16 protein-coding genes and 1 tRNA gene are annotated in these 17327 nt (G+C 50.8%); 11 read left to right on the top strand and 6 right to left on the bottom strand.

All coding sequences use genetic code 11. The features are described from left to right. Nucleotides 1-6: 6 nt before the first annotated feature. On the bottom strand, nt 7-963 hold the full coding sequence (locus C7B65_RS10370; RefSeq protein ID WP_073071700.1) for a ribonuclease Z: 957 nt from the start codon (nt 961-963) through the stop codon (nt 7-9). Between the two features lie 412 nt (nt 964-1375). Here C7B65_RS10370 and C7B65_RS10365 point away from each other — a divergent pair, with 412 nt between their 5' ends. Further along, nucleotides 1376-2563, top strand: coding sequence for a SpoIID/LytB domain-containing protein (locus C7B65_RS10365; RefSeq protein WP_073071702.1), 1188 nt, complete (start codon nt 1376-1378; stop codon nt 2561-2563). Nucleotides 2564-2776: 213 nt separating this feature from the next. Here the strand turns inward: C7B65_RS10365 and C7B65_RS10360 are convergent, their stop codons facing one another. Together C7B65_RS10360 and C7B65_RS10355 are read right to left on the bottom strand one after the other, a co-directional pair. Continuing rightward, nucleotides 2777-3100, bottom strand: coding sequence for an MGMT family protein (locus tag C7B65_RS10360; protein WP_073071703.1), 324 nt, complete (start codon nt 3098-3100; stop codon nt 2777-2779). A gap of 6 nt (nt 3101-3106) precedes the next feature. Beyond that, nucleotides 3107-3871, bottom strand: a complete 765-nt coding sequence (locus C7B65_RS10355) for an HAD family hydrolase (RefSeq protein ID WP_073071705.1) — start codon at nt 3869-3871, stop codon at nt 3107-3109. A gap of 90 nt (nt 3872-3961) precedes the next feature. Between C7B65_RS10355 and C7B65_RS10350 the strand changes: the two genes are divergently transcribed. From C7B65_RS10350 to C7B65_RS10335, 4 genes are all read left to right on the top strand, one after another. After that, nucleotides 3962-6439 (top strand): tetratricopeptide repeat protein, encoded by a 2478-nt coding sequence (locus C7B65_RS10350; protein ID WP_083582900.1) that lies wholly within the window; start codon nt 3962-3964, stop codon nt 6437-6439. A gap of 243 nt (nt 6440-6682) precedes the next feature. Continuing rightward, on the top strand, nt 6683-8293 hold the full coding sequence (gene dacB, locus C7B65_RS10345) for a D-alanyl-D-alanine carboxypeptidase/D-alanyl-D-alanine endopeptidase (RefSeq protein WP_106253986.1): 1611 nt from the start codon (nt 6683-6685) through the stop codon (nt 8291-8293). A 26-nt stretch (nt 8294-8319) separates the two neighbouring features. Further along, nucleotides 8320-9165, top strand: a complete 846-nt coding sequence (locus C7B65_RS10340; RefSeq protein ID WP_073071709.1) for a Uma2 family endonuclease — start codon at nt 8320-8322, stop codon at nt 9163-9165. 121 nt (nt 9166-9286) lie between these two features. Continuing rightward, the gene (locus tag C7B65_RS10335) at nt 9287-10063 is read left to right on the top strand and encodes a Uma2 family endonuclease (RefSeq protein WP_073071711.1); all 777 of its coding nucleotides are present in this window, start codon (nt 9287-9289) and stop codon (nt 10061-10063) included. A gap of 21 nt (nt 10064-10084) precedes the next feature. On the opposite strand, the gene trmB is transcribed toward C7B65_RS10335, so the two are convergent. Then, nucleotides 10085-10717, bottom strand: a complete 633-nt coding sequence (gene trmB / locus C7B65_RS10330) for a tRNA (guanosine(46)-N7)-methyltransferase TrmB (protein ID WP_073071713.1) — start codon at nt 10715-10717, stop codon at nt 10085-10087. A 20-nt stretch (nt 10718-10737) separates the two neighbouring features. Beyond that, nucleotides 10738-12018, bottom strand: coding sequence for an FIST signal transduction protein (locus tag C7B65_RS10325; protein ID WP_073071714.1), 1281 nt, complete (start codon nt 12016-12018; stop codon nt 10738-10740). A gap of 472 nt (nt 12019-12490) precedes the next feature. Between C7B65_RS10325 and C7B65_RS10320 the strand changes: the two genes are divergently transcribed. The 5 genes from C7B65_RS10320 to C7B65_RS10300 all read left to right on the top strand — a co-directional run bounded on the left by C7B65_RS10320 (nt 12491) and on the right by C7B65_RS10300 (nt 16567). Continuing rightward, nucleotides 12491-12709, top strand: a complete 219-nt coding sequence (locus C7B65_RS10320) for a Calvin cycle protein CP12 (protein ID WP_073071716.1) — start codon at nt 12491-12493, stop codon at nt 12707-12709. 334 nt (nt 12710-13043) lie between these two features. Beyond that, complete coding sequence (locus tag C7B65_RS10315; protein ID WP_073071718.1) at nt 13044-13649, top strand: DUF3177 family protein; 606 nt, start codon at nt 13044-13046, stop codon at nt 13647-13649. Nucleotides 13650-13662: 13 nt separating this feature from the next. Next, nucleotides 13663-13971 (top strand): DUF7734 family protein, encoded by a 309-nt coding sequence (locus C7B65_RS10310; protein WP_073071720.1) that lies wholly within the window; start codon nt 13663-13665, stop codon nt 13969-13971. A gap of 63 nt (nt 13972-14034) precedes the next feature. After that, the gene (glmM, locus tag C7B65_RS10305; RefSeq protein WP_073071722.1) at nt 14035-15477 is read left to right on the top strand and encodes a phosphoglucosamine mutase; all 1443 of its coding nucleotides are present in this window, start codon (nt 14035-14037) and stop codon (nt 15475-15477) included. 106 nt (nt 15478-15583) lie between these two features. After that, nucleotides 15584-16567, top strand: a complete 984-nt coding sequence (locus C7B65_RS10300; RefSeq protein WP_073071724.1) for an alpha-ketoacid dehydrogenase subunit beta — start codon at nt 15584-15586, stop codon at nt 16565-16567. Nucleotides 16568-16618: 51 nt separating this feature from the next. Here the strand turns inward: C7B65_RS10300 and C7B65_RS10295 are convergent, their stop codons facing one another. Further along, nucleotides 16619-16897, bottom strand: coding sequence for a DUF3493 domain-containing protein (locus tag C7B65_RS10295; RefSeq protein ID WP_073071725.1), 279 nt, complete (start codon nt 16895-16897; stop codon nt 16619-16621). 138 nt (nt 16898-17035) lie between these two features. On the opposite strand from C7B65_RS10295, the gene C7B65_RS10290 reads away from it, so the two are divergent. Then, a tRNA-Thr gene (locus C7B65_RS10290) sits at nt 17036-17107 on the top strand. The last annotated feature ends 220 nt before the right edge of the window (nt 17108-17327 follow it).

Raw genomic sequence — 17327 nt, 5'->3', positions numbered from 1 at the left:
GTGTCCTTAAACTTTTGCTACGACACTTTTTGCAATCCGACGCGGAACTTCATAAGTCCAGAAGTCAGATGCGAGTTGGGTGTTTGGGAAGATAGAACGGGCTTCTTCTAGCAAGTCTCTTAGCTCGATCGAGTTTCCGGGCGCATAGCGAGGGCTGAAGTGCGTCATAATCAATTGTTTAGCGTGCGCTCCCAGTGCCACTTGCGCCGCCATCGTCGAAGTTGAGTGCAGTCGCTGATAGGCTAACTCGGCATCCTGATGAGCAAAGGTGGCTTCGTGAATCAGCACATCGGCATCGTGTGCCAATTCGACAGCACTCTCGCAATAGACCGTATCGGTGCAGTAAACGACTTTTCGACCGACTTCTGTCTGACCGCACAATTCTGCGCCGTTGATCTTGCGTCCGTCAGGCAGAACGACCACTTCCCCTCGCTTCAACTTTCCATAAAGTGGGCCCGATGGAATCTCCAAGACTTTGGCTTTCTCGACATCAAAATGCCCCGGACGGTCTTTCTCAGTAATGCGATAGCCAAAAGCTGGCACTCGATGCTTGAGTGGCGCACAACTGACCGAAAACTCTTCATCTTCAAACACTACACCAGGCTTGACGGTATGCACCTTGACCGGGTAAGAAAAGTGAGTTTGAGAATAGCGTCGGCACGCCTTTAAATATTCATCCAAATCAGGCGGGCCATAGATATCAATCCGCTCTGGGTTTCCGGCTAAGCCGCAGCTTGCCAACAGCCCCATCAAGCCGAACGTGTGGTCGCCGTGCATGTGAGTGACAAAAATGCGGCGAATCTGGCTCACCCGCAAATCACTGCGAAGTATCTGGTGTTGGGTGCCCTCGCCACAGTCAAACAGCCAAACTTCTGCCCGCTGGGGTAAGCGGAGGGCAATTCCAGAGACATTGCGCGATCGTGTGGGAACGCCAGAGCTAGTGCCTAAAAACGTAATCTGCAAGGCTCAATTAACCTAATTTTGGTCGGTGCATTACTCATCTCATGGTACTTCGTCTCTCGATCGTTGCGGGGCAGCGACGGGAACTTAGAACTAGAATTCAGGTCAATCACCTCTGTGGTGAGAATGATTAACAATTTCTACTAGTTTGAGCACTCCACTTTATAAATCATTATGACGCTATCTGTAGCGCGGAGTAGCCGAAACTACCGACTTTCCTACTCTAATTACGGAATTTTTGGCGAAAGCGCTCGGATTGGTTAAGAAACCTTAATCGTGCGACCCCTAGAGAATTCGCCTATATTAAGCAACGTTAGCAGTCTGATCTCATCGCAAATTGATCGAGATTGATCCAGATTTAGCTGTGTCAGTGCTGTGATCTGTAATGGTTGACCCTACAAGGAACTTTCAGAAGATGCTATCCCCCTCGCTGCTCTCACTCTTGTTGTCTAAATTGAACTTCACAGCAGGACGGGGCTGGTGGCTCACCGCTCTGATTTGGGTGGTGACGATCGCGCCTGCATCTGCGGCCCTTGATCTCAGAGTTTTGATCAAACAAGGAGTCGGACAGGTCAATGTTGGCAGTTCGACCAATGCTGTGGTCAAAGACTCATCTGGGCGTTCTTTGGGTCAAATTCAGGGCATGAATGGCTTTGCGGCTCAAGCAACGGGCGGCGGCGTAGCTATCAACAATTGGAAAGCAGGCGGACTTTGGATCGAGCCAACGGGCGGCGGCGTGGTGTGGATCGGCGATCGCTGGTATCGCGGTCGCGCCTATCTCGCCCCTGCCGGACAAGGACTCACAGCAGTTAACTATGTTGACTTAGAGCAATATCTCTACAGCGTTCTTGGCGGTGAGATGAATGGCAACTGGCCCCAAGAAGCGCTCAAAGCTCAGGCAGTGGTTGCCCGGTCTTATGCGTTGCACAAGCGCCAATATTCAGCCAATGCCGTCTATGACCTGGGTGACACCACAAAATGGCAAGTTTATCGCGGGGTGCAAGATGAGTCAGGGGGCACCCAAATGGCGGTGAATGCCACGGCAGGGCAAGTACTCACCTATAAACAACAGATTATCGAAGCCGTGTTTCACTCATCTTCGGGTGGCTGCACCGAAAATGTCGAAGATGTCTGGACGCAGCCGTTACCGTATCTACGATCGGTTAAAGACAAATACGATCAAGGCGCTCCGGTTTATCAGTGGAGCAAACCAGTCACTCAAAGTACATTAAACAGTCTTGCTCCAGGGGTGGGTCGAGTGCGTGAAGTGAAGCTCGTTCAAGGAACGCCCTCGTGTAAGCGGGTCGTCACGATGAAGATGATTGGTGATAAAGGAAGCGCGACCATTAGCGGCGAGAAATTACAGTCGGCTCTCGGCTTAAGAAGCACCTTCTTCTCAATTTCTCCTCAAGCTAACCAGGTGGCTTCTAAAAGCACTAATCAACCCGAACCTGGCTTTGTCGTCAATGGGTTTGGATTCGGTCACGGGTTGGGCATGAGTCAATGGGGAGCCTATAATATGGCGCAGCAAGGCTTAACCTATCAGCAAATCATGGGTCACTATTACACAGGTGTGGTGCTTGCCAAGATTGAGGTGAAGTAAATTAACGTGAATTCGATGAAGCTTTTCGCTGCGGTTGCAAATCCGGGCTGCCCCCTAAATCCCCCAAAATTGGGGGACTTTGAACCTACATTCTGGGCTTAAAGTCCCCCAGAATGGGGGATTTAGGGGGCAGAAGCCGCTAACAACGCAGCGAAAAAACTCGTCGAACTGACGTTAAATTATTAGTGGCTGCGATCGCAAGATCCCTTAACCTCAAGCTGTCTCATCCGGTTGCCAACGATACTCGGTTAGATTGATCTTTCCCTTTGGGCTAAATTGCACGCCTTCAGCTTCTAAGAGCGATCGCTGCAAATAATCGTCGCCATTGCGAAAGGGCGATTCAGAAATCTCGCCTCTGGCATTAATCACGCGATGCCAGGGCACATCCTCGTGAAGTGGGCTGACCCGAAATAGGGCATAGCCCACTAGACGCGCTCGACCTGCGAGATCTGCTAATTCTGCAACTTGCCCATAAGTCGCAACCTGCCCGTAAGGAATCTGGCGCACAATGGCGTAGATGCGATCGTAGCTAGACATGAAACTTCAAGACGATCGGTGCAGAGTTTGGGCAAGCGCTAGATCAAAATAGTGAGCTTCTCCTGCACTGCCCGACAACACCTGAAAAGGAGCATCGGCTTCGCCCAATTGATCCACTACCAAGCTGGCGTTAGAAAAGTCATGATCGCGAGTGTAGCCGTTGAGCGTGATCACAGTCTTCAAGCCTGCCCCCAACGATGACTTTAAACCTTGCGGGGAATCTTCAAACGCAAGACATTCTTCAGGTTTCAAATTCAGCTTTTCTAAAGCATAGAGATAAATGTCAGGTGCGGGCTTTTTCTGCGGCACGATATCCCCAGCGGCAATGACTTCAAACCAGTCGCAACCATCAGGCGCAAGTGCCGTTTCGAGCAAAGTAGAGACATTTTCGGGAGTCGTTGTGGTGGCGATCGCCAGTCGCATCCCCGCCGATCGTGCTTCTTCAATCAGCCGCTTTACACCGGGACGCAGAGGAATAATTCCTTCATTCAATAGCTGTTTGTAGTGACGAGTTTTAGCGGCGTGGAGACTCGCAATCCAGGGTTTGAGATCCGCAGGTGGATCGAAAGGAGGCTGATAAGTGTCGATGTAAAAGAGAATGCGCTCTTTGCCACCCGTCACTTCTAATAACTTGCCATAGAGGTCGATCGACCACTCCCAATCTAGCCCCGCCTCTGCAAAAGCGCGATTAAATGCCACGCGATGTCCGTCTCGCTCGGTGTCGGCGAGGGTGCCATCGACATCAAAGATCAGCGCACGAAGTTGAGCCATAAGAATTAATGAATTAAGAGGACAGTTGAAAGAATGGACGATCGTCGCCCTCAATTTCCTGATTTAGACACGCTGCTTCTGTAGAAAGGAATGGTGCCTTCCAGTAATCACTGTGTAAACGGCAACTCAGCAAGCATCTCACTACCACTCTATAGTTTACGGAATCAGGGGCGCGAGGCAGCGATGAATAATGGAAAATGGCTAGACATTACTGAATATGCGCTTTGGGCAGGCTCAGGCGTGGGGTCAGTCGCCTCGATCGCGTCCCAGCAGATTGCCTTCACAGCCGCCCCGCTCTCCTTTCTATTGTTGCTGAATTTGGTCAATCGTCGTCGCCTCGATCAACAAGTTCAGCAAGCTGCCAAAGCCAGCCTTGAGCAGCTTGATCAGCGCCTTTCTAAAAACCTCACCGCTCTCGATCGACAAGTTCAGACGCTGCCGAACTTTTTAGATCTCGCCAGGCTTAAAAAGACCGTTTTGCAGCGCAATGAGAAAGCGATCGCTCAGGTTCAGCAAAACCTCTCTCAACGCCTTGCCCCGTTAGAGGCTCACGATCTGGGTCAGATGCAGCAAGCCCTAAGTCAGCTTCGCAGCAAATCGTTACAGCTTACTGAGTCGGTGGCATCGGTGACTAACCATCTCAACCGAGCCGCCAACGCCCATCGAGTTGAGAGTGCTGAAGTAGCGATCGCGCAATTGCAAGATGAGATCGCGCAACTGCAAACACAGCTAACTGAGTTGCCCAAAACGCCGACACAGAGCCTTCCACGAGGGCTGCAAGACCAAATCAATCACCTCAATCGTCGTCTGAGTGCGTTACCTCAGCCCTTTGATGCCACCAGTCTGAGACAAGATGTAGACGGATTGATCAAAGTCATGGGCGATCTGGTTTCTCGTCGAGAGATGGCGCGTCTGATGGCAGAAGTCGAGAAGATTCGTCAGCAAAGCCAGACGCTAGAGCAAGCCGTCGTCCCGATGAGAACGATGAACGCGATCGTGCGAAAGCAGATGGACACGCTATCGTCCTGGTTAAGCTTGAAAAATGAGCAGGGGAAACCACTCCCCAACTTAAGAGCGCCCGAACGAGCGGTTTTGGAGGAGCTAAGAGGCACGATCGCGACGCTAGAACATCGGCTCAATGGTTTACCCAGTGGCGAAGATTTAACTAAACTGCACGCTGAAATGCAGACGACGGTGAATCACCGTTTGGGAAAGCTTCAGCAGCAGTTTTCGACCGTGCAGCAGTTTACGCAGAGTCTCGATCGTCAACAAAAAAACTTAGGCGACTGGATCAATCGGTTGCCTCAAATTCTAGACACGAGTGCCTTACAGAGTCAGATGAAATATTTGACCACCCGATTAGAATGGAGCGAAACCACGCTAGACAGTCTTCGCACTCAGGTTGAGGCAGTGGTTGAAGGTCAACAGCCGCCCGTTCAAGCAAACGCTGAATATGAATGGGTGTTTAACCATAAAACCGAGTCGTCTGGCAGTCGTACGCTTTTAGACGATGCCTTAGAGAACGCCCAATCGCGGCTGATTGTGGTCTTTCCTTACCCAGATCACGCGACTTTAGATGCGTCTTTGATCGATAAATTTAAGGCGTTTCTCGATCGTGACGGTCATTTAGATATTGGTTGGGGACATCTGGGCAACTTGCACGACAGCCATCTCCCTCACTACATTCACGATAAACCTTCTGCAAAGTCAGCCGAGAAGCATTTTTTACATACGATTCTCAGTCAGTTAACGCAACTCAAACACCAATATCCTCATCAGTTTCGGTTTAAAGTGTTGGGCACCGACGAAAATTTTCTGATCTGTGATCGCGCTTACGGAATTCTGGGCGTTCATCCCGTCGTGACTACCAGCGCGGTGTTTCCTGAAGTCGCGGTGGGACTTCGCACGACAAATGCAGATGTTATTAAAGGACTGACCGATCGCTTTGACAATCCTGTTTTGGATACTCATGATGCGGGAGCTTACTATAATCGTGCCATCACCCGCCATGCGTTGGGCGATAAATCGGGCGCGATCGCTGACTATAGCGAAGTGGTAAAAATCGATCCCACCCATGCGATTGCCTACAACAATCGGGCACTGGTGCGCTATGAGTTGGGCAACAAAGAAGGCGCGATTTCTGACTCTAATCGATCGCTGCTGCTCAATCCTCGAAGTTGTGTGACTTACTGCAATCGTGGTGTAGTGCGGTTAGAACTGGGGGACAAAGTGGGAGCGATCGAAGACTTTACCTACGCGATTCAGCTTGAGGTGGGCTGCACGATTGCCTACCTACAGCGCGGGCTGGCTCGACTCAAGTTAGGCAACAAAACGGGAGCAGTCGAAGACTTTAGCGCCCTGATTAATCTCGATGCTCAAGACGCGATCGCTTATTTTCATCGCGGCACTGCTCGTAGCACCTTGGGCGATAAAACAGGAGCAATTCGAGATTTTAAGGAGGCAGCGCGGTTATTTTCTGCCCAAGGTAATCAAGATCGCTATCAACGATCGATCGAGGCAGTCAACAAGCTCCACAAACGTCTGGTGTTGTCAGGTGGGGTAGCTTAGGTTGCGGAGAGAGTGCGCTTTAGGGTGTGAATGGGTTGCGATCCGCTCAACGGAATTGTAAGTTTAGGCGTGTTTGTTGACCCGGAAGCCCACCCGGAACTTAAGTTCCGGGCTGATAGCGGAAGTCCATTGAAATGGACTAAAACGCTTTTCCAGTGCTCTTTAGAGCACTTGTGCTGTGAGCCAGGAAATTAATTTCCTGGTGGACTCGACCGCAGCGAGTCGCTTAACTGATACAAGATTTTGAACATACTCGGCAAATGGGGTCACGATCGGGCGCTAACCTGCAACAATTTTGACGAGCGCTCAGTCAAAGTGGATGAGCTTCCCTTTAGAATTGCCGCTCCCATGAAATCAGCCCGTTCTGCTCGATGTTCTCACACTGCGCTGGCAGTTTTTCTTACCGCAACGACTGTCTTTTTTTCTCTAACCCCGTCTGGCAGTGCTAAAGCGCCAGTGAAACAGCCTGTTAAGGTGGCACAAGCACCTGGAACGCTCTGCCCTGCTCAGTTGGCGGCACCTATTAATCGCTCGCTCGATCGCGTCTCTGGTGGTCGTTGGAGCGTGTTAGTGCAAACGCAAGGGGCAGCCCGTCAAACTCTATTCGCTCGAAACCCAAATACTCTGCTGATTCCAGCGTCTAATAATAAAATTTTTACCACTGCCGCCGCTTTAAAGAAATTGGGTGCCCAATATCGCATTCGCACAACGGTTTACGGCAGTGGCAGCAGCCCTAATCTGGCGACGTTGAGAATTGTGGGTCATGGCGATCCAAGTTTGACGACGACGCAGTTAGGGGCGATCGCACAGCAGCTCAGTCAACGGGGCATCCGGCAGGTGACTCAACTGATCGGCGACGATACCTACTTTCGAGGAGCGTTGACCAATCCTTTTTGGGATGCAGAAGATGCTGGACAAGCTTACGCCGCACCGATTAATGGTTTGATTCTCAATCAAAATATCATTGGACTGACGGCAGTTCCTCGCCAAGTCGGACAATCGCTACAGGTGAAGTGGGATGATCCCACCGATGCCAATGATTGGCGGCTCAATAACCAGGGAGTCACCGTTTCAGCGAGTGGCGGCGAATTTTTGGATGCCGATCGCGTTGGCTCTACGATTCGCGTTACGGGGCAACTCCGGGCTGGCTCTGCATCAGAACTAATCGGCGTTGCCATTCCTAACCCTGGTAACTATTTGGTCAAAAAATTTCGTGATATGTTGACCAGTAACAAGATTGGAGTCACCAACTCGACGTTAGTAAAATTCACGCCCGCTCGTGCTGATGAAGTCGAGTTAGCTGCCGTAGAGTCTCCGCCGCTGTCGAGTTTGCTGTTTGAAACCAATCAAGAAAGCAACAACACCTACGCAGAAGTTTTGCTCAAAACATTGGGACAGAAGCAAAATCCGGCTAGTCAAAACACGACTGAGAGCGGCACGATCGCCGTCAAATCCATCCTGTCAGATTTGGGAGTCAAAGCCGATCGTTACTCTATGGTTGATGGATCGGGACTCGCCGATCGCAATCGCGCTAGTGCACAGGCGTTTGTAGAAACGCTGCAAGCCATGACCCAAATTCCTGAAGCCAGTGTGTTTCGGCGATCACTGGCAGTTTCGGGCGTAAGTGGCACCCTAAAAAATCGCTTTCGCAATACGCCTGCTCAAGGGATTGTGGCTGCAAAAACAGGAACGATTACAGGTGTGGTGGCGCTTTCGGGTTATGTGACCCCGCCTAACTATCCGCCTCTCGTGTTTAGCGTGATTGCCAATTCTGGTGCCTCAGCCGGAACAGTACGATCGTCCGTCGATGACTTAGTAATCCTACTGACTCGACTGCGAAGTTGTGGAGGATAATAAGCTATCGGGTTTGGTTACTGCCCATGACTCAACAGCTTCTCAACGATGGAGAAATCGTCACTGAGCTTGACATCAGCCATCTGGTCATCGAGGACGATACCCCTGTGGACAATCTGCAATCTGAGAAGCAGCAACGGCTGCTAGTGGAACCCCTCTACAGTTCCAAGGCGCTGCCGTCACCGTTTCTCGCGGCTGCCAACGTGGGACTGTTTTACAAACTTAAGGGAGATCCGGTTGTCCCTGATGTCATGCTCAGTCTAGGAGTACAGTGCGCTGACGACTTCTCGAAGAAACAGAATCGATCGTATTTTGTGTGGGAGTTTGGCAAGCTGCCAGAGGTCTGCGTTGAGATCGTCTCTAACCAAGAAGGCGACGAACTGACATTAAGTCGGAAGTCACAGCAGAAGGGAAAGACGATCGTCAAGAAAGATTTGTACGCGCAAATTCGCATTCCCTACTACGTGGTGTTTGACCCTCTAAAGCAGATTCAGGGTGAACCTGAGATGAATGGGGCGCTGCTGCGGGTCTGGGCAAATTCGGTAGGGCGCTACCTAGAATTAACCCCGCCGCAAGGAGTCAGTGAGGTGGGGCAGTCGATCTGGTTAGAAGAAGTCGGTTTGGGACTCACGCTCTGGTCAGGAGAGTTCGAGGAAGAAGTGGCGCGGACATGGTTGCGCTGGTGCGTTTACCCCGAAGGGGGAACTGCTTCGCAACGTGATGGGCAAATCATTCCCACCGGGGCGGAGCGGGCAGAAATTGAGCGACAACGGGCAGAAATTGAGCGACAGCGGGCAGAAGCCGAGCGACAACGGGCAGAACGGTTAGCCGATCGTCTACGAACACTAGGTGTAGACCCGGACGAAATCTGATCAGAACTCATTCGAGTGCGTGAGCCGCAAAGGTGCGATCGTCCGTTGATGACTTGGTAATCCTACTGGCTCGGCTGCGGAGTTGTGAAGGATAATAAGCTATCGAGTTTGGTTACTGCCCATGACTCAACAGCTTCTCAACGATGAAGAAATCGTCACTGAGCTTGATATCAGCCATCTGGTCATCGAGGACAATACTCCTGTGGACAATTTTCAATCTGAGGAGCAGCAACGGCTGCTGGTCGAACCGCTCTACAGTTCTAAAGCTCTGCCATCGCCATTTCTTGCCGCCGCAAATGTAGGGTTATTCTACAAACTCAAGGGTGATCCGATCGTGCCCGACGTGCTGCTAAGTCTGGGCGTGCAGCGAGCGAATGACTTCTCCCAACGGCAAAACCGCTCTTATTTTGTGTGGGAATTTGGCAAAGTGCCAGAAGTCTGTATCGAAATCGTCTCCAACCAGGAAGGCGATGAATTGACGTTGAGCAAAAAATCGCGGCAGAAAGGCAAGACCACGATTAAAAAAGAGATCTACGCTCAGATTGGTGTGCGTTACTACGTCGTGTTTGACCCCTTGAAGCAGATTCAAGGACAAGATGAGATGAATGAGGCACTGCTGCGGGTGTGGTCAATTTCACCGGATGGCTATCCTGAACTGACCCCCCCTGAAGGCATTCACGAGATTGGGCAAGTGATTTGGTTAAACACAGCAGGAATCGGCTTGACGCTGTGGGAAGGGCAGTTTGAAGAAGAGGTGACGCGACTGTGGTTGCGCTGGTGCGATCGCGATGGGCAAATTATTCCTACCGGAGCGGAGCAAGCAGAAGTCGAGCGACAACGGGCAGAACGGTTAGCCGATCGTCTACGAACACTAGGTGTAGACCCAGACGAAATTTGATGAAAACTTAGCCTCAAGGTTTTAAACTTTATTAAACAGCGCTCGATAAACGGCTTCTCCCCGCTCTATCGTTGAGGATTCTCGCTCCGTCGGGACGGGCAGCGGATTGTCGGACAACCAATCGTGCCCCTGACGTTGAAACGCGGCATGGGCAGAAAATCGATCGACCATCTCGATCGCGACTTCTTCGACATCAGATTGCACAAACACCTGACCGCGATCGCTTAAATGAAGCGCTAATTCTTCGACCACCTGCGGCTGCACGACTCGCCGCTTTTGATGTTTGCGCTTAAACCACGGGTCAGGAAACTGAATCGTCACCTGTTGCAGAGTTCCCGGTTCGAGATTGGTAAATAGGGCAGGCAGCGAATTGTTGACGTTGCAGAACAAATAATGCAAGTTTTGCAAACCTAGCTCGTCTCGGAAGGAGAGGGCTTGCTCAACTAGCGGTTCTCGAATTTCTAGCCCTAAAAAATTCCACTCTGGCTGAAGCTGGGCCATTTTGAGCAAAAAGCGCCCCCGTCCGCACCCAATATCGAGATGCAGGGGCTGAGTCAAATCAGCATAAATCTTCTCCCAGTCAGGCGACTGCGCTGGAGTCTGATATTTTCGACTCAAAGGGTTGACGTGCTCACGCACCCGAACAATAGCCAAAAGTGACTCTCCAGAATAATTTAACGCTCATTTTTGCCTTTAACAATGCCAAATACTGACGTGTAGCCATGCAAAAACGTGCTGTTGCCGACCGGACCGATCTCACCACCGCAGAAAAAGCCACTCACTGGAACGCGATCGAGATATTGGGCAAAAAGCTGGGTGTCAAAATTCGGTTCCCCATATAGCCCTTCGCCTCGCCCCATGCAGGAAAACATTAAAGCACCGATCGCCGAGGATTGCGCGTTAGTTTCTATCTGATAGCGTTGCAGCAAGACTTCTAAATCTTCGGCAGAGGTTTGGGCATCTCGCAAATGGAACTGAATGCGCTGCCCCGGACGAATGCGATCGCCGATCGCGATCGCGCCCACCCGCGGGTCAACGCCCAACAGATTGCGAATCAAAAAGTCGCCCTGCTCTAACCCTTGCTTAAACTCGTTTTGCGCCACCCCCACAAAAAGAGAATGCTGGGCTAGATCTCGGTCTTCTTCACTCAGGGTGTCAATCACTTCTCGCAAAATCTCTAGCGGAGTGCGCTGTGTGGCAACCTTGCGGCTAGATGCCGCGCCCTCTTCTAAACTGTCGCGTTCTTGCAAGCCTAGGACGATGTTACGTTCACCTTCAGTCACCCAATAAGGCTGCCCGATCGGACGGCACCCTTGAGCGACGATCGTCTCCATCACGATGTTGCCACTCAGCGCCACCCCAACCGATCCATCGCGATAGAAGCGATCGTTGCAAAACAGCCCGATCGTGCCCCCTGTGTGATCAGAACTCGCTAAACCGCCCACTTTAGACGCGCCTGCATAAGCGTAGTCTAGCCCTTGAAGCAAATCATTCACTTTGGCAGAAAAGGGATCTGCCAGGACGACGAAATGGGGCTGGTCGGTGATCGGTACACCTACCAACTCGATCCAAGCATCAGGCGAACTGTCTAAGTCAGGCAACTGATCACCTGTCAGATGAAAGGTTTTAATCTTTACGCCCGGAAGCGATGCTAGCGTCAAACTCAAGGCGGGTTCTCCTTCGACTTCACGCACCTTACCGCGGCGGGTCACGCCCACTACGCCACCCCCACTACAGCCGATCATCGGCACGTTGGGCAATTTGTCTCTCAGCAGAGGCAGCAGGCGAGAATATTCACTGGCAAACGCCGAGGAGATGAAGACAAACCCCAAATCAGCAGGAGCCTGTAGAGATTCCTGCGCTTGCTCAACCACTTCTGTCACAGCCGCTTCTAGAGAAGGTCGCGTCGAGAGGGCACAAACCCACTTCATTGAGTCAGTGGTCGGTTTTGTCATAAAATTTCCCCTTGTTACCATGAGCCATTAATTGCCAAGGTAGACATTATTGTGACGATCGTACTCTCAGTTTACTAAACCCCTGCATAGACTGGAGCGATCAATTCAAGACCCGTGATCAGACTATTTTGATCGATCAGCCTGCAATTTGGGCAATAATTTTCGCGATCGCGCTTCCCGTAATCATTTGCTGGGTTTCCCGAACGCGACGCTGGTTTCAAAGCAGGTTAAACTATCGATACAAGCGTAATAGTGAGTACTTTCAGGTCTAAATAAAGTGTTGCGTCGGTTGCAGATGCCTAAATCTTAAAAGATTACCCTCGATTGAGAAACGCATTTGCGATCGCTTGTATCACTATATCTGTGACAGTAAGTGAGCGGCACCTCAAACCCTGAATTGTGCCTACTCTCTCAAACTCCTTGAGCGACCCATTTCAGTATCTCCGTTCAACGAAAGGACGAAAGCATAACCATGAGTGACATCGAAAAGCAGATTGAACAAGAACGCGACAACGCCCGCGAAGTTTGCGGAATTGACGGCAAAGATCCTAAGTGCGCTGCCGCATGGGATGCCGTTGAAGAGCTTCAGGCAGAACGCGCTCACCAACTTCAGACCAAGCCCAAAAACTCTTTAGAGCAGTTTTGTGATGACAATCCCGATGCCCTAGAGTGCCGCGTCTACGACACCTAAGGCGACTTTAAGAATCTGGGTTTGTGACTAATCCAAACTCTGAAACGATCGAACAGGCAATTAGATTCCCCGCGTGGTAATCTGGTTGCTTGTTTTTTATGATCTCAGTTCAGACGTGTTGCGCTACGCTTTTAACGTCAGTTCGAGGAGTTTTTTCGCTTCGTTAAGAGCGACTTTTGCCCCCTAAATCCCCCAATTTGGGGGGCAAAAGCCAGAATTTCGGTTCAAAGTCCCCCAGAATGGGGGATTTAGGGGGCTTTCCAAATTCACAATCGAAGCGAACCACTTCTGTCGAACTGACGTGCTTTGAATAAACCGCGCACTAACTTTTATCATGCAAGATGCTCCCTGGTTTGCTCCGCTCGTCTGGACAGATTATCGATTAGCGATCCTCTTTACGGTGATCGCGCCCCTGGCAATTTTGATCTGGGCATTTGTGCAAAAGGCAGAAGCGATGCAGCGACTGCTGACCATTTACTGGCGCGTCGCTAGCCTACTGGCAATTACCGTCTATCTATTGATTGGAGCCTTGCCGATCGCCTTCTTTACAGGTTGGCTCGCTCGCATTCTAGTGCCCATTTCCCTATGGTATTGGGCTGATCTGAATGAAGAAATTCGTGAACAGCGCTCAAGTCCGCTGAAATTGACGATGACTTCTTGGCGTTGGGCAGTTTCAGTCTATTGTGTGCTAGGCGCTTTGGCACAATTGCCGACCTTGGGCTGTGCGCTGCAAACGAGCGTTCAGATGCAAAGCGATGCGGTTTGCCGCGCTTGGTTAGAGCCAGCCTGGTTATATCGAGAATATTTTCATGGCTCAACCCAACCCTGGTTTTTAGGCTTTTTAGGAATCGGCGGACTGATTGCTTACACGCTCTATTTCGGCTATTTTGTGTTCTTTAAAGTCGGCAAGCGCAAGCGATCGGCGATGGGAAACTACTAATTTGACATGACCCATGAGTGATTACCCACCTCCTCTAGGGCGACGGCTAGAGCAATATACGCTCAAGCGTCCTGACGAAGTTTTGCTGGTGTCAATAGAAGTAGACGGACAACCTGATGAGATTGCGGTTTTCAAGGGGTTTTCTAGCTCGTTGATGAACCCGACTGCGTTTGACCCCGATGTGCCTGTAGTGCCCGATCGGGCAGAGATCTTGTCGATCGATCGCTTACAAAGCCCTTATAATCCCAACGATCCCCGCTACCTTCAAAAAGGAATGGCTTGGGGAGAATTTCAGTCTTTGTTGTCGTCGCTGGGGCTGTAGAGTCACTTTTATGAGAGAAGTGGTATTCTCCACAGATAAGAACGTGAGGAGTAAAATTCAGCTATGGTTTCATCGCCCACAAGGACTCAATCACCCAGTCTGTTAGATTCTGGTGTCTCAAGTTGGGGGGCGATCGCGCTTCCTGATACCGCGCTGTTTGGCACCGATGGAATTCGGGGTCACGCAGGCGATTTATTGACGGCTCCTTTAGCGATGCAAATTGGCTATTGGGCAGGGCAAGTCTTGAAAGCAACGGCGGCTGAGATCGCGCCTGTGATTTTGGGTCAAGATTCTCGCAACTCTAGCAATATGTTAGCGATGGCGCTATCGGCGGGGTTAACGGCGGCAGGGGTAGACGTGTGGGATCTGGGCTTGTGTCCGACTCCGGTTGTGGCTTTTTTGACGAGTCACTGCGGCGCGATCGGAGGTGTGATGATTTCTGCCAGTCACAATCCACCCGAAGATAATGGCATCAAGTTTTTTAACCCCGACGGGACGAAACTCGCAACCAAGCTACAGCAGCAAATCGAAGCGGCGTTGCGGGGTCGGGCAGCGGTTGTTTCAGCCTCTTCAAAATGGGGGCAGCACTACTCGCGATCGGAGCTAATCTGTCACTATCTCAAAGCATTACAGGCTCCTTTGACGACTCAAACCGATCAGCCTTTGGCAGGAATGCGAGTAGTGTTGGATTTGGCGTGGGGATCTGCGACTCGGCTGTCTGAGGCTGTCTTCAAGGCGATGGGGGCAGAAACTATTTGTTTGCACGATCGACCCGATGGCGATCTCATCAATGTTAACTGCGGCTCAACTCATCTGGGGTTACTCAAAGCTGCTGTCAAAGAACACACCGCCGATTTAGGATTTGCTTTTGATGGCGATGCCGATCGCGTCCTTGCCGTTGACAGTCAGGGCAGAACCGTCGATGGTGATTATCTGCTTTATTTTTGGGGGCAGCATCTTCTCAAGTCTGGGCAACTGCCGGGGAATACGATCGTGTCTACGGTGATGTCAAATCTCGGCTTCGAGCGTGCCTGGAAAAAACAGGGAGGACAACTGATTCGGGCGGCGGTTGGCGATCAATATGTTCAGGCAGAAATGATTCGGCACGGTGCCAAACTGGGCGGCGAACAGTCAGGACACATTCTCTGTCCGCACTATGGCGTGAGCGGCGACGGCTTGTTGACGGCTTTGCATTTGGCTACACTGGTGAAACAATCAGGCGCTACGCTTTCAGACTTAATGGATCAGAGTTTTCAAACTTATCCGCAAGTTTTAAAGAATGTCCGCGTTGAGAATCGCGATCGACGGCTCAACTGGCAATCGTGTGATGCAGTGCAAACGGCGATCGTGCAGGCAGAAGCAGCAATGGGCGATCGTGGGCGCATTCTCGTGCGGGCCTCTGGCACAGAACCCGTGATTCGGGTGATGGTCGAAGCCGAAACCGACGAGCTAGTTAACCATTGGACAGAGCATTTAGTCGCGATCGTGCAAAAGCATCTGGCATAAAATCGCTGAAAAGTAGCTATTTTTTTCACTTGCTGATTTTGTGGACTTTCGCGATCGCTCAACCTCCTCTAAAATAAGGAGTCTGCTGCAACGATTAAAGGAAGCAATGGCTGAAACCTTATTCTTCAACGCCCTTCGAGAAGCCATTGACGAAGAAATGGCGCGTGACTCCACGGTGATGGTAATGGGCGAGGATGTGGGGCACTATGGCGGCTCCTACAAAGTCACCAAAGATCTCTATAAAAAGTATGGGGATCTGCGGTTGCTAGACACTCCGATCGCCGAAAATAGCTTTACGGGTATGGCAGTCGGAGCCGCGATGACTGGTTTGCGCCCCATTATTGAGGGCATGAATATGGGCTTTCTGCTACTCGCGTTTAACCAGATTGCCAACAACGCAGGTATGTTGCGCTATACCTCTGGTGGCAACTTCAAAATTCCGATGGTGATTCGCGGCCCCGGTGGAGTCGGTCGGCAACTGGGTGCAGAACACTCGCAGCGTCTAGAGGCTTACTTTCAAGCCGTCCCTGGACTGAAGATTGTCGCCTGTTCCACTCCCTACAACGCGAAGGGACTGCTCAAAGCCGCCATTCGTGACGACAATCCGGTGCTGTTTTTTGAACACGTTCTGCTCTATAACCTCAAAGAAAATTTGCCAGAAGGCGAATATATATTGCCGCTCGACAAAGCAGAAGTGGTTCGCAAAGGCGAAGACGTGACGATTTTGACCTACTCTCGAATGCGTCACCACGTCATGCAAGCGGTCAAGACGCTAGAAAAAGAAGGCTACGATCCAGAAGTGATCGATCTGCTATCCCTCAAGCCCTTGGACTTTGAGACGATCGGGGCCTCAATCCGCAAAACCCATCGCGTCATGGTCGTCGAAGAATGTATGAGAACAGGCGGAATCGGTGCCGAAATCGTCGCCTCGATCAACGATCGGCTGTTTGATGAATTAGACGCGCCAGTGATGCGTTTATCGTCTCAAGATATTCCGACCCCTTATAACGGGGCGCTAGAAAATCTGACGATCGTCCAACCTCAGCAGATCATCGAAGCGGTCAGAAAAATGGCAGCCCTCAAAGTTTAGCCATAACACAAATCGGCGTAGGGGCATGGCACTGCCGTGCCCATTAGCATCTTAAGGTTTTTGACCTGCCTTATCGATGCGAAATAACCAAATCATCAAAGCAATCACCCCAATCTGAATCGCCAAGTTTGGGAGAGCCGCCTCGACCTCACGACCTGCTAAAATCTGCGCCAAGAAAACAACCGCCCCGATCGCCCCTGATGCGCCAAAGGCTCCATAGACAAATTTCCTCAACCCTCGATAGGGCGCTCTTGCTTCGGCTCTCAGGTGAGCATATTTTTCGGGATCGGTTTGTTTGAGGCTAAGACGCTTTGGTTTTGAGTCGGTCATTGATTTAGGTGCATTGAGTCTAAAATTATCGTGACATGAGTTTGCAGCGATCGGGTTAGACAGAAAAATTTAGCAGTCCACGACAAAAATCAGCCCACGACAATCATAAACCCTGTTATACTTGCTAATCGTACATCTGCCGATGTGGCTCAGTGGTAGAGCACTCGATTCGTAATCGAGCGGTCGCGAGTTCAAATCTCGCCATCGGCTTTTAGTAAATCGCTGGTTTCCAAGATTGGATGGGGTCATGACTCCGCAGGCATTGTTTGAAACCAAATCTTGTCCCAAACTGTTGGATGATCCTCGTACCTGACAAACTTTTGTCAGGTTAAGTCATTAGACTTACAAAAAATCTGCTTTTCAGTCCTCACCTGCAATCTGAAGCCCAGTTACTCGATCGGAGCGCAGCAATTTACAAACGGATGTCCCG

It is taken from the genome of Phormidesmis priestleyi ULC007, assembly GCF_003003695.1.
GTDB lineage: Bacteria > Cyanobacteriota > Cyanobacteriia > Leptolyngbyales > Leptolyngbyaceae > Phormidesmis_A > Phormidesmis_A priestleyi_A.
This window is presented reverse-complemented; position numbering and strand designations above follow the sequence as displayed.

Excerpts from the sequence above, each read along its gene's own strand:
- C7B65_RS10340 (WP_073071709.1), top strand. The coding sequence starts at position 8,320 with ATGACTCAACAGCTTCTCAACGATGGAGAAATCGTCACTGAGCTTGAC.
- C7B65_RS10355 (WP_073071705.1), bottom strand. The coding sequence starts at position 3,871 with ATGGCTCAACTTCGTGCGCTGATCTTTGATGTCGATGGCACCCTCGCC.
- C7B65_RS10310 (WP_073071720.1), top strand. The coding sequence starts at position 13,663 with ATGAGTGATTACCCACCTCCTCTAGGGCGACGGCTAGAGCAATATACG.
- C7B65_RS10300 (WP_073071724.1), top strand. The coding sequence starts at position 15,584 with ATGGCTGAAACCTTATTCTTCAACGCCCTTCGAGAAGCCATTGACGAA.
- C7B65_RS10325 (WP_073071714.1), bottom strand. The coding sequence starts at position 12,018 with ATGACAAAACCGACCACTGACTCAATGAAGTGGGTTTGTGCCCTCTCG.
- C7B65_RS10360 (WP_073071703.1), bottom strand. The coding sequence starts at position 3,100 with ATGTCTAGCTACGATCGCATCTACGCCATTGTGCGCCAGATTCCTTAC.
- C7B65_RS10365 (WP_073071702.1), top strand. The coding sequence starts at position 1,376 with ATGCTATCCCCCTCGCTGCTCTCACTCTTGTTGTCTAAATTGAACTTC.
- C7B65_RS10335 (WP_073071711.1), top strand. The coding sequence starts at position 9,287 with ATGACTCAACAGCTTCTCAACGATGAAGAAATCGTCACTGAGCTTGAT.
- C7B65_RS10350 (WP_083582900.1), top strand. The coding sequence starts at position 3,962 with ATGGTGCCTTCCAGTAATCACTGTGTAAACGGCAACTCAGCAAGCATC.
- glmM (WP_073071722.1), top strand. The coding sequence starts at position 14,035 with ATGGTTTCATCGCCCACAAGGACTCAATCACCCAGTCTGTTAGATTCT.
- C7B65_RS10295 (WP_073071725.1), bottom strand. The coding sequence starts at position 16,897 with ATGACCGACTCAAAACCAAAGCGTCTTAGCCTCAAACAAACCGATCCC.
- C7B65_RS10315 (WP_073071718.1), top strand. The coding sequence starts at position 13,044 with ATGCAAGATGCTCCCTGGTTTGCTCCGCTCGTCTGGACAGATTATCGA.
- C7B65_RS10320 (WP_073071716.1), top strand. The coding sequence starts at position 12,491 with ATGAGTGACATCGAAAAGCAGATTGAACAAGAACGCGACAACGCCCGC.